Below are 13,757 nucleotides of genomic sequence, written 5' to 3'. Positions count from 1 at the left end.
CGCGCTTCCTTCTCGGATCGCCCGCTAGTTCATGGCGTCCCCGATCGCCAGACGCAGGAGGGCTTCGCCGTCCATGTCGTCGATCGATTCCGCCTCGGCTGCAAGCACAACATCCGGAGCGCTGTTGTTTTCCCCACTCTCCTGGGCAAGTTGCAGCACCAGCTCCAGCAGGCCGGCCTGGCGCAGCCGACTGATCGGGATGGACGCCAGCGCGTCTCGGATGGGTGCCTCCGGGTCGGTGGCCACGACCTCTCCCAGCAGCTCGGAGCGGATGAACTGGGCCAGCGCGGCGGGTGTCGGGTAGTCGAAGACAAGCGTCGCCGGCAACGCCACGCCGGTGACCGTCTTGAGCCGGTTGCGCAGGTCCACCGCTGTCACGGAGTCGAAGCCGACGTCGCGGAACGCCCTCGAAGGCCCGAACGCCTCGGCGCTCTCGAAGCCCAGTGTCGCGGCGGCCTCCGTGCGGACGAGGTCGAGCAACGTCCTGGTTCGTTCCGCCTCGGGCAACGCCAGCAGCCGCTCCTTGAGCCCTGAATCGGTCGCCTCTGGCTCTTCCAGTGCCTTCTGGACCGTCGGGATGCCCATCAGCAACGGGCTCGGCCTGGACGCGGTGAAGCTCGGCGCGAACTTCTCCCAGTCCATGTTGGTGATCGTCAGCGATGTGTGGCCGTCCTCGACCGCCTGCTGCAGCGCGGTGATCGCGAGGTCCGGCTTCATCGTGTGGACGCCGCGCCGGCGCAGTTGTTCGGCGCCTTCCTCGTTCTCCGACGCCATGCCGGAGTCCGCCCACGCACCCCAGGCGATCGAGGTGGCGGGAAGGCCTTGTGCCCTGCGGAAGTGTGCGAGGCCGTCGAGGTAGGCGTTCGAGGCGGCGTACGCGGGTTGCGCGCCACTGCCCCAGCTCGCCGCACCGGACGAGAACAGGATGAACGCGTCCAGGTCGCTCGTCAGCTCGTGCAGCAGCCAGGCGGACGTCATCTTGGCCTTGAGCAGCCGGTCCAGCTGGTCGATGCCGAGCACGTCGGTCGGTGCGTTGCCCTCGACGATGCCGGCCGCGTGCACGATCGCCTTGATGTCGGGCTGCGAGTCGATCACCGCCTTGAGGCTTTGCCGGTCCGACGCGTCGCAGGCCGCGAAGGTGACACGGGCTCCGAGCGCTTCGAGCTCTGTCCTGAGTTCCTGGGCGCCTGGTGCCTGGTCACCGCGGCGGCTGGTGAGCAACACGTGCTCGGCGCCGCGACCGGCGACCCAACGTGCGACGTGACCGCCCAGCGCGCCGGTGCCGCCGGTGATCAGGACCGTTCCGCGCGGGTTCCACTCGGTCGGCTTCGGCGCACGCTGGGCAGGGACGAGCCGCCTGCCGTAGACGCCGGTGTCACGAACCGCGAGCTGGTCCTCGCCACCACCGTTGGTGATCGCGGCGACCAGCCCCTGTTCGATCTGGCCGTTGATCGTCCCCGGCAGGTCGACCAGGCCACCCCAGCGGCGCGGCAGGTCGAGTGCCGCGACCCGGCCGAGGCCCCAGAGCGCGACCTGATCCGGGTTGGCGACGTGGTCCGTGGCGCCGGTCGAGATCGCCTGCTTCGTGACCGCCCAGAACGGCGCGGTGCTGCCGACGTCGCCGAGCGCCTGGACGAGCAGGACGTTCAGCGCGAGTCCGACCGGCGTCGACGCGAACTCCTGATGCGGCGTGTTTTCGGTGCCGAGCAACGAGATCACGCCCACCGGCTCGATGCCGATCAGTTCGGTGGCGAGCAACGCGCGTTCGGCGTTGGGCCGCACGGTGATCCGCACGACGTCGTCGCCGAATGTGCGGAGAACCGCCTCGGTCCAGTCGTCGACCTGCTCCGGGACCGCGGCGAGCCAGGTGCCGTTGATGCCGGTGGCCTGGACGCCACGCAGGAGCTGCCACGAGTCGCGATAGCGCCAGCCGTCCACAGTGGACTGGGTTTGCCGCTTCGCGCGCCACTCCCTGAGTGCCGGGAGGACGTTGTTCGCGTCGACGCCGAGCGCCTCGGTGAGGTCGCCGTTCTCGACGAGCTGCCAGAACGCGCTGTCCTCGGCGTTGATCGTCCTGGCGCCCGCCTTGGGCCAGAACCTGGTGCGGCTGAACGGATACGTGGGCAGGTCGATCCTGCGTCCCGCGCGAGGCCAGTGGACGTCGAGGCCCGCGACCCACGCCTCGGCGAGCGAGGTGGTGAACCTGTGGCTGTTGCCCTGGTCGCGGCGCAGCGAGCCGACCGTGACCAGTTCCGTGCCGTCCGCCTCGGCGGTGGCCTGCGCGGGCATCGTGAGCACCGGGTGGGGGCTCGACTCGACGAACACGCGGTAGCCGTCCTCGATCAGCTTCCGGGTGACCGCGACGAACTCGATGGGCCTGCGCGCGTTCTCGTACCAGTAGCCGGCGTCGAGGGTCGCGGTGTCGACGCGGTCCGCCTTGACCGTCGAGTAGAACGCGATGTCCGTCGATCGCGGCGTGATCGTGCCGAGCATTTCGAGGAGCTTCTCGCGGAGCGGCTCGACCTGCGGACCGTGCGAGGCGACCGTGCTCGCCACCACGCGCGCCCGGATTTCCCTGGCCTGGCACAGTTCCACGAACTCGTTGAGCTCCTGCAGCGCGCCGGCGACCGTGCAGGCGTTGGGACTGTTGATGCCCGCGATGGACAGAACCGGCCACTGTTCGATGAGCTTGCGGGTCTCCTCGACCGGCAAGGCGACACTCGCCACCGCGCCGTTGCCGACGAGCTCATCCGCGAAGAGCTGGGACCGCAGCACAACGATCTTGGCCGCTTCGTCGAGGCTGAGCGCCCCCGCGATGTAGGCGGCCGCGATCTCGCCCTGGGAGTGGCCGACGACCGCCGCGGGCTCGACGCCGTTCTTCCGCCACGTCTGGGCCAGCGACACCATCACCGCGAACAGGGTCGGCTGCAGCACCTCGATGCGCTCCAGCAGCCCGGCCTCGCCGCGCAGTACGTCGATCACCGACCAGTCGACGAGCTTGCCGATCGCCGCGTCGCACTCGCGGATCCAGTGCGCGAACGTCTCGTCCTCGTCGAGCAGCTCGACCGCCATGCCGTGCCATTGACTTCCCTGACCGGGGAAGATGAACACGGGCGCACTCTCTTGCGCGACGCCCTGCACCACTTCGTCCCCGATGAGCACCGCACGGTGGTCGAACACCGACCGCGTCGTGAGCAACGAGAACGCGATGTCCTCCGCACGGCCCTCCAGCGCGCGCACCTGGTCGATACGCGCTCGCAGCGAGGCCGGGGACTTCGCCGACACCACGAACGGCACCGCGCCGTCCTGCTGCACGGCCGCCACCTGCGGAATCGATCCCGATTGGCAGGCCCCCTGGGGGGATCCACCCCCCATCCCAATCATCTCAGGCAGGTCTGACAATTCCTGGCTCGCGGGAACCGGCGGCGCCTCCTCCAGGATCATGTGCGCGTTCGTGCCGGAGATGCCGAACGCCGAGACGCCCGCCCGGCGCGCGTGACCGTTCGGCGCCCACTCGCGCGCGGAGGTGAGCAGCTCGACGGAGCCCGAGGACCAGTCGACGTGCGAAGAAGGCGCGGCGACGTGCAGCGTTTGCGGGAGCAGGTCGTGCTGGAGCGCGAGCACCATCTTGATCACGCCCGCGACGCCCGCCGCCGCCTGCGTGTGGCCGATGTTCGACTTCACCGAACCCAGCCACAGCGGAGCCGAACGCTCGGCGCCGTAGGTGTTGATCAGAGCCTGCGCCTCGATCGGGTCGCCCAGGGCCGTACCGGTGCCGTGCGCCTCCACGACGTCGACATCGCCAACGGACAGACCGGCGTTCGCGAGAGCAGCACGGATCACCCGCTGCTGCGACGGACCGTTGGGCGCAGTCAGGCCGTTGGACGCGCCGTCCTGGTTGACCGCCGAACCGCGGATCACCGCGAGCACCTGGTGGCCGTTGCGGACCGCGTCGGACAACCGTTCCAGCACGACCATGCCGACGCCCTCGGACCAGCCGGCGCCGTCCGCGTCGTCGGAGAACGCCTTCGACCGGCCGTTCGCGGCGAGAGCGCCCTGCCGGGTAAGCTCGGCGAACGCGTACGGCGTGGTCATGATGGTCGCGCCACCGGACACCGCGAGCGAACACTCACCGCCGCGCAACGCCTGCACCGCAAGATGCATCGCAACGAGAGAGGCGGAGCACGCCGTGTCGACGGTGACGGCCGGCCCCTCGAAGCCGAACGTGTAGGACAGCCGGCCTGAGATCACCGATGCCGCGAGACCTGTTGCCGCGTGGCCCTCGGTGTCCTCCGCCGACGACGTCAGCAGCGTGGCGTAGTCCTGACCGTTCGTGCCGACGAACACACCGGTCTGCGACCCGCGCAACGACTGCGGATCGACGCCGACCCGCTCCAGTGCCTCCCACGTCGTCTCCAGCAGGAACCGCTGCTGCGGGTCCATCGCCATCGCCTCACGCGGTGAGATCCCGAAGAACGCCGGGTCGAAGTCCGCGGTCCCGGCGAGGAACCCGGCCTCCCGCGTGACCGACGTCGACAGCACCGACTCGACGTCCCAGTCGCGGTCGACGGGGAACGCACCCATGCCGTCACGTCCGTCGAGCAGCAGTTGCCACAGCTGTTCGGGCGTGTTCACGTCACCGGGGAACCTGCACGCCATCCCGACGATCGCGATCGGTTCGTCGGCACGAGCGGACGTCACCACGTCCTCGGCCACTCCGCCGCGCAGGTGATCGGCGAGCCGGCGTGGCGTCGGGTAGTCGTAGACCAGCGACGCGGGCAGCGTCTTGCCGGTCGCCGCCGACAACTGGTTGCGCAACTCGACCGCGGTCAGCGAGTCGAACCCGAGGTCGCGGAACTCCTTGTCCACACCCACCGCGTGCGGTCCCGCGTACCCGAGCACCGATGCGACGGCCGTGCGCACGATCTCCAGCACGTCGCCGCCGACGGTAACCTTCTTACGCGCCTTGGGCTTCTCGGGCAGGATCGCGATGGCAACGGTCGGCGCGTCCTCCGCGACCGCCCGCCACATCGACTCGACGGCCAGGTCCGGGCGCATCGTGATCGCGCTCAGGTCCGCACCCACGCCGTCGGCCATACCTGAGCCGGCCCACGCGCCCCACGCGATCGACGTCGCGGGCAGACCCGCGGCTCGCCTCTCCCGTGCGATCGCGTCGAGCACGGCGTTGGCGGCCGCGTAGTTGGCCTGACCGGGGTTGCCCAGGGCGCCCGCGACCGACGAGAACAACACGAACGCGTCCAGCTGCAGCTCTCGGGTCAGCTCGTCGAGCACCAGCGCCGAGGCGACCTTCGAGCGGAACACGTCCGCGAACCGTTCCGGCGCAAGGCCTTCCAGCACGCCGTCGCTGAGCACACCGGCCGTGTGCACGATGGCGTTCGGCGAGTACTCCCGCAGCAACTGCTGCACGGCCGCTCGGTCCGCGACGTCGCACGCCACGATCTCCGCGCCCAGTTCGGCTTGCAGTTCCGCGGCACCCGGCGCGTCGAGACCACGCCGGCTGACCAGCACGATCTTCTCGACGCAGCGTTCCTTGAGGTCGCGGGCAACGTGCGTGCCGAGCGCGCCCGTGCCGCCGGTGACGATGACAGTGCCGTGCGGCTCCCACATCGCGTCGGTCGGGCGCGCGGCATCGTAACGCCGCGCGAACACGCCGTCTTCCCTGATCTCCACCTCGGCCTCGTCGCCCACGAGCACCGCTGCCAGCTGCGTGACATCGCCGGTGACGTCGACCAGACCACCCCACTGCGCGGGTAGTTCGAGCGCCGCGACTCGGCCGAGGCCCCAGACCGCACTCTGCGTCGCGCTGGTCTGCGCGTTCCGGGTCACCGCCCACACCGGCGCACTGACACCCTTGCGGGCCAACGACTGGATCAGCTCCATCGTCGCGATCACACCGCGCGGCACGCCGTTCGCGTCGACCTCGTCGTCCAACGCCAGCAGCGAGACGATCCCGTCGAACGGCGCCTCGGGAACCTCCTGCACGACCGTGCCGCCAACAGCCTCCGCGACCGCGCGAGCGAAGTCGTCCTCAGTGCCGAGCACGAGCCAGTTACCGGATGCAGAACCGCGCGGGGTGATCCGTTCCCACGACTCGCGGTGCCGCCATGAATCCACAGTGGACTTGGAGCGATCGACCGGCGCGACGTCGAGCACGGTCGGCCAGTAGCGCTCGTGCTGGAACGCGTATGTCGGCAGGTCGACCCGCCGTGCGCCCGTGCCCTTGAACAGCGCGCTCCAGTCCACGGACGCGCCGCTGACGTGCAGGCGGGCGAGCCCGATAACGAACGCCCGCTCCTCACCGCGGTCCTTGCGCAGCAACGGGATACCGTCGACCATCGCGGACAGCACGCCGTCAGGACCGATCTCCAAGAACGTGCTGCCGTCGAGCGCGCGCACCGTGTCGTGGAACCGCACGGTCTCCCGAACGTGCCGCACCCAGTACTCGGGTTGTTGAGCATTCCCACCAGTCACCAACGGGATCGTTGGATCGTTGAACGAAATACCGGCGATGGCCGCGCGGAAGTCGTCCAGCATCGGTTCCATCAGCGGCGAGTGGAACGCGTGCGACACCTTGAGCTGCTTGAACTTGCGCGGTGTAGAACTGCTGAGTTGTTCAGCGATCCCACGAACCTCTTGTTCAACGCCGGCGATGACCACCGCGTTCGGCCCGTTGACCGCCGCGATCGACACATCGGCGGTGAGCAGCGGTGTGACCTCGTCCTCGCTCGCCTCGATCGCGATCATCGCGCCGCCAGTAGGCAGCGCCTGCATCAACGAGGCCCGGGCGGCGATCAGCGTGCACGCGTCCTCGAGGCTGAACACCCCGGCGACGTGCGCGGCCGCGATCTCGCCGATCGAGTGGCCGGCGAGCCGGTCGGCCTTGATCCCGAACGACTCCGCCAGCCGGTACAGCGCCACTTCCAGTGCGAAGATCGCGGGCTGGGCGTTGCCGGTCCGGTTCAGCGCCTCGGCGTCCTCGCCCCACATGATCGACCGCAGCGCCGGGTCGAGATGCGCGAGCACGGCGTCGAACGCGTCGGCGAACACCGGGAACCGCTCGTACAGGTCACGTCCCATGCCGAGCCGCTGCGAGCCCTGGCCGGTGAACAACAGCGCCAGGTCACGCTCGCCCGCCTCTCCCCTGGCGATCTCGACGCCGTCGACGAGCACCACCCGGTGCTCGAACGCACTGCGCGACACCGCGAGCGAATATGCGAGGTCGAGCTGCGAAGCGTCAACGGAGCCAAGGCGTGCGAGCTGGTCAGCCAGCGCTTCCTCGGAACGTCCGGACACGATCAACGGCACCACCGAGGCCGAACTGGTCACCTCCGGAGTCGATACCGTGTGTCCCGGCGCCTCCTCGATGATCACGTGCGCGTTCGTCCCGGAAACACCGAACGACGAGACACCAGCGCGGCGCGGGTGACCGTTGACCGGCCAGTCGCGGCGTTCGGTGAGCAGCTCGACGTTGCCGGTCTGCCATTCCACATTGGACGAGGGCGCGTCGACATGCAGCGTCTGCGGCAGCACGTTGTTGCGCAGCGCCATCACCATCTTGATCACACCGGCGACACCGCCGGCCGACTGCGGGTGTCCGAGGTTCGACTTGATGGAACCGAGCAGCAGCGGCGTTTCCCGGTTCTGCCCGTACGTCGCGAGCACTGCCTGCGCCTCGATCGGGTCACCCAAGGTGGTGCCCGTACCGTGGGCCTCCACCGCGTCCACTTCGGACGGCTGCAATCCGGCGTTAGCCAGCGCTTGCCGGATCACGCGCTGCTGCGACGGACCGTTCGGCGCGGTCAGGCCGTTCGAGGCGCCGTCCTGGTTGATCGCGGAGCCACGCAGGATCGCGAGCACCTCGTGACCGTTGCGCTGAGCGTCCGACAACCGTTCCAGCAGAATCACACCGGCACCTTCGGACCAGCCGGTGCCGTCCGCGGCTTCGGAGAACGCCTTGCAACGGCCATCCGGCGCAAGTCCGCCGGCCGCGGTGAACGCCGAGTAGGCGTTGGGCGTGGTCATGACCGCGACACCACCGGCCAGCGCCAGGTCGCACTCACCGTTGCGCAAGGCCTGCGAGGCCCAGTGCATGGCGACGAGCGACGACGAGCAGGCGGTGTCGATGGTGACCGCCGGGCCTTCGAGGCCGAGCAGGTAGGAGATGCGACCGGACAGCACCGAAGCCGAGAACGCGGTCGTCGCGTACGGGCCGGTCTCCTCCAGCGAGCGGTTGAGCAGCGACTCGTAGTCCTGGCCGGTGGTGCCGACGAAGACACCGGTCAGGCTGCCCTTCAACGAGGTCGGGTCGATACCCGCGCGTTCCAGTGCCTCCCAAGACGTTTCGAGCAGCAGGCGCTGCTGCGGGTCCATCACGACGGCCTCGCGCGGCGAGATGCCGAAGAAGCCCGCGTCGAAGTCGGCGACGGCGTCGAGGAAGCCGCCCTCGAACGTCGTGCTGGCGAGCCGTTCCAGGTCCCAGCCGCGATCGGTCGGGAACTGGGAGATCACGTCGCGCCCCTCGAACACCAGGTTCCACAACGCTTCCGGCGTCGTCACACCACCGGGGTAACGGCAGCCGATGCCCACGATCGCGATCGGATCGTCGGTGGCGATCGTGGCCGCGCGCACCTCGATCTGTTGCCTGCCACCGAACAACTCGTCCCGCAGGTGCTGGGAAAGCGTTGTCGCGGTCGGGTAGTCGAACACGAGCGTCGCGGGCAGCGCAAGGCCGGTCGCGGTCTTGAGGCGGTTGCGCATCTCGACCGCGGTGACCGAGTCGAAGCCCAGCTCGCGGAACGCCCTGCCGACCGGGACCTGGTCGCTTTCCGCGTAACCCAGCGTCTTGGCGGCCTCGGCGCGGACCAGGTCGAGCAGCGCCCGGTCGCGTTCGGCCTCGGTGAGCTTCGCCAGCCGCTGCTTGAGCTCCGACTCCTCGACGGGCTCCTCCGCCAGCGCTTGACGCACTTCGGGAATGCCGGTGAGCAGCGGGCTTTGGCGTTCGGCGGTGAAGCTCGGCGCGAACTTCGCCCAGTCGATGTTGGTGACGGTGAGCTGGGTCTGGTCGTCCGCGACAGCCTGACGCAGCACCCGCATCGCGAGCTCCGGCGGCATCGAGCCGATGCCGATCCGTTGCAGCGCCTCGTACATGCCGTGATCGGCGGCCATGCCGGCTTCCGCCCACGCACCCCACGCGATCGAGGTCGCCGGCAGACCCTGCGACCGACGCAGGTGGGCGAGGCCGTCGAGGTAGGCGTTGGCCGCGCCGTACGCGGGCTGGCCGCCACTGCCCCAGCTCGCCGCGCCCGACGAGAACAGGATGAACCGCGCGTGCGGAGCCAGTTCGTGCAGGTGCCGGGCCGCGGTGATCTTCGTGTCGAGCAGCGCGGTGACGTCCTCGAACCGCAGCTCGTCGATCGGGGCGTCACCGGTGCCGATGCCCGCCGCGTGCACGACCGTCGTGAGGTCGTCGATGCCCGCGAGCAGGGCTGCCAGGGCTTCGCGGTCCGCCGCGTCGCAGGCCGCGATGGTGACACGTGTGGTGCTTTCCAGTTCTGCCTTGAGTTCCGCCGCGCCGGGAGCGTCGAGCCCGCGGCGGCTGGTGAGCACCAGGTGCTCCGCGCCGGCCTCGGCCATCCAGCGGGCGACGTGCCCGCCGAGCGCACCCGTGCCACCGGTGATCAGCACCGTGCCGGACGCCTGGAAGTCGGGGCTGTGGTGCGCGTTCGTGCGGACGAGCCGGCGAGCGAACACTCCGTTGTCCCGGATGGCGACCTGATCCTCGGAGCCGGTCAGCGCGGCCGCGAACCGTTGCACGGTCTTGCCTTCGAGCGTCTCGGGCAGGTCGATCAGGCCACCCCAGCGGCGCGGCAGGTCGAGCGCGGCGACGCGGCCGAGGCCCCAGATCGCGGTCTGCGCCGGGTCCACGGTTTCGGTCCCGACCGCCACAGCGTTGCGCGTGACGGCCCAGATCGGTGCGGTGACGCCGGCTTCGGCCAGTGCCTGGACCAGCGTGATCGTCGCCCGCAGGCCGGTCATGGCGATGACGCCGTCGATCGTCTCGGGGAGTCGCTGGACGAGGTCCGCGCGGCTGATCTGCTCGTCGACGTCGAGGTGCGTGGCGTCCAGCGCGTTGATCACGTCCTGGGCTTCGGTGCCGGACGTCACGGCGAGCCACGTGCCGGTCGGCGTGCCGGTGACGGTGACCGGCGTCCACTTGTCGCGATACCGCCAGGTGTCCATTGTGGATTCGGACTTGCGGCGGTTGCGCCACTGCGCGAGCGTTTGCGCGACGCCCTGCTCGACGCCCATGTCCTCGAGGCCGCCGTTGTCGACGAGCTCCCAGAACTCGGCATCGACCGGGTCGGAGGTGTCCCTGACCAGCGGCTCGGGCCAGAACCGCTGGTGGTCGAACGGATACGTGGGCAGCAGGGTGTTCTTGCCGCCGGGGTAGCGCCACTGGACGTCGAGACCCGCGACCCACGCCTCGGCGAGCGAGGTCGTGAACCGGTGCCGGTCGCCCTGGTCGCGGCGCAGTGAGCCGATCGCGACGATCTCGGTGCTGATCGCTTCCGCGGTCTGCTGCGCGGGCAGCATGAGCACGGGGTGGGCGCTCGACTCGATGAGCACGCGGTGGCCGTCCCGCACGAGCTGCTCGACGACCCTCGCGAAGCTGACCGGCTGCCGGGCGTTCTGGAACCAGTACTCGGCGTCGAGGCTCGCGGTGTCGATCCGCCCGGCCGTGACGGTCGAGTAGAACGGCACGCTGCTGGTCTGCGGCGTGATGTCCGCGAAGAGCTCCAGGATCTGGCCGCGGAGGCGGTCGACCTGCGCGCAGTGCGAGGCGACCGTGGATCCGATCACGCGGGCGCGGATGTCCTTCGCGACGCAGCTCGCGACGAACTCCTCCAGCGCCGGGATCGCGCCGGCGACCGTGCAGGCGTGCGGGCTGTTGACGCCCGCGATCGCCAACTCCTCCGGCAGCAGCTTCTCTACTTCCGCAGCGGGCAGGGCGATGCTCGCGACCGCGCCGTTGCCGACGAGCTCGTCCGCGAACAGCTGGGACCGCTTGACCACGATCAGCGCGGCCTGCTCCAGGGTGAGCGCGCCCGCGACGTAGGCGGCGGCGATCTCACCCTGCGAGTGGCCGACGACGGCCGCGGGTTCGACGCCGTTCGCGCGCCACGTCTGGGCGAGCGAGATCATGATCGCGAACAGCGCGGGCTGCAGGATCTCGATGCGTTCCAGCAGTTCGGCCTCGCCCCTGAGGACGTCGATGACCGACCAGCCGACGTGTTCCGCGATCGCGCGGTCGGCTTCGGTCATCCACCGCGCGAACGTTTCGTCCTCGTCGAGCAGCTTGACCGCCATGCCGTGCCATTGGCTGCCCTGGCCGGGGAACACGAACACCGGTCCTGCGCCCTGCACGACGGCACCTTCGACGACCTCGTCGCCGACGATCACCGCGCGCTGGTCGAACTTGCTGCGCGTGGCCAGTGAGAACCCGACGTCGTTCGCCGGTACGCCGCTCTCCACCAGGGCTTTGACGCGTTCGACCTGGGCACGCAACGAGCCGGGCGACTTCGCCGACACCGGCAGCGGAGTCGACGCGGCCAGCGGGCTTGACGCGGCCAGTGGAGTCGACGCGGCCAGCGGGGCCGACGCGGCCAGCGGAGTCAGCGAATCCAGCGGGGTCGGCCCGCCCGTCGGAATCGATCCCGATTGGCCGGCCCCCTGGGGGGATCCACCCCCCATCCCAATCATCTCAGCCAGGTCTGACAATTCCTGACCACTCGGCGCCTCCAAGATCACATGCGCGTTCGTGCCGCTGATGCCGAACGACGACACACCCGCGCGACGTGGGCGCGAGACGGACGGCCAGTCGCGGGACGACGTGAGCAGCTCGACGGCGCCCGCGTCCCATTCGATGTGCGACGAGGGCGCGGAGACGTGCAGGGTCTGCGGGAGCACGCCGTTGCGCAGCGCCATGATCATCTTGATCACGCCCGCGGAGCCGGCGGCCGACTGCGTGTGGCCGATGTTCGACTTGATCGAGCCGAGGTAGAGGGGCTCGGGGCGGTCCTGCCCGTAGACGGCGAGCAGCGCCTGCGCCTCGATCGGGTCACCCAGCGAGGTGCCGGTGCCGTGCGCCTCGACGGCGTCGACGTCCAGCGGCGACAGCCCGGCGGACGCGAGCGCGCTGCGGATCACCCGTTGCTGCGAAGGACCGTTCGGCGCGGTCAGGCCGTTGGAGGCGCCGTCCTGGTTGACGGCGGTGCCCTTCAGGACCGCGAGGACGTTGTGGCCGTTGCGCACGGCGTCCGACTGCCGTTCCAGCACGAGCAGGCCGACGCCCTCGGAGAACCCGGTGCCGTCCGCCCCCTCGGAGAACGCCTTGCACCGCCCGTCCGACGACACGCCGCGCTGCCGCGAGATCTCGATGAACGTCGCGGGCGTCGACATCACCGCGACACCACCGGCGAGCGCCAGCGACGACTCCCCCGTCCGCAACGACTGCGCGGCGAGGTGCATCGCGACCAAGGACGACGAGCAGGCCGTGTCGATGGTGACGGCCGGGCCTTCCAGACCGAGCACGTAGGACACTCGGCCGGACGCGACCGACGGCGACGACCCGGTGCCGTGGTGGCCCTCGAACTCGCCGCCGAGCAGCTGCGCGTAGTCGTTGTACATCACGCCCGCGAACACGCCGGTGTCGCTGCCGCGCAATGACACCGGGTCGATGCCGGCGCGTTCGAAGGCCTCCCAGGCCGTTTCCAGCAGCAGGCGCTGCTGGGAATCGGTGGCCAGGGCCTCTCGCGGCGACATGCCGAAGAACGCCGGATCGAAGTCGCCCGCGTCGTGCAGGAAGCCGCCGAGCCGCGTCGACGAGGTGCCGATGTCGTTGCCGGAGAACAAGGAGTCGAGGTCCCAGCCGCGGTCGGACGGGAACTCGGAGATCGCGTCCGTGCCGTCCAGCACCAGCTGCCACAGGTCCTCGGGCGTGCTGACACCACCTGGGAACCGGCACGCCATGCCCACGACGACGATCGGGTCGTCGTCCGAGACTGTCCGCGTGGCAACGACATCGCCGCTGTCCGCGCCGAAGAGCTCGTCGCACAGGAACGTCGCCAGCACATGAGCGGTCGGGTAGTCGAACACGAGCGTCGCGGGCAGCCGCAACCCCGTGACGGCGGTGAGCCGATTGCGCAGGTCGACAGCGGTGAGCGAGTCGAACCCGAGGTCGCGGAACGCACGCCCGGCGTCGAAGTTCTCCAGCGCCAGCACCGCGCTGACCTGCGCACGGATCAGGTCGAGCAGCGCGTCGAGACGTTCGGTGTCGCCCAGCGGTCGCAGCTTCGAGGCCAGGCCGGTCGCGGTGTCCGAACCGGCCACCGCGCGCCGGGCGCGCGTCCGGATCAGGCCGCGCAGCAACGAAGGTACGTCACCTTGTGCTCGCAGCGTCGCGAGGTCGAGGCGAGCGGGCAGCAACACAGCTTCACCGCTGGCCACGGCCGCGTCGAACAGCGCGGTGCCTTGCGACGGGGTGATCGGCGGCATGCCGGCGCGGACGAGGCGTTCGCGGTCGGCGTCGGTCAGCGAACCGGTGAGGCCGACCGCGGCCTCCCACGTGCCCCACGCGAGCGAGACGGTGTTCGGGCGGTGCTCGGCGAGCGCGTCGAGGAACGCGTTGCCCGCCGCGTAATTGCCCTGTCCCGCACCGCCGAGGATGCCCGCGGCGG

Annotated in this window: 1 protein-coding gene (running past one end of the window); it reads right to left on the bottom strand. The window is 70.0% G+C overall.

All coding sequences use genetic code 11. From position 1 onward, the window contains the following. Positions 1 to 24: 24 nt before the first annotated feature. A protein-coding gene (locus SK803_RS10550; protein ID WP_319965665.1) for a type I polyketide synthase crosses the window boundary here: on the bottom strand, positions 25 to 13,757 show its 3' end. It continues 13,969 nt past the right edge of the window; only the last 13,733 of its 27,702 coding nucleotides appear in the window; its start codon lies off the right edge, out of view; its stop codon occupies positions 25 to 27.

The organism is Lentzea miocenica (genome assembly GCF_033949945.1).
In the GTDB taxonomy this organism is placed as follows: domain Bacteria; phylum Actinomycetota; class Actinomycetes; order Mycobacteriales; family Pseudonocardiaceae; genus Lentzea; species Lentzea miocenica.
Note: the sequence above shows the minus strand (reverse complement) of the source record. Positions and strands in the feature narration are given on the sequence as shown.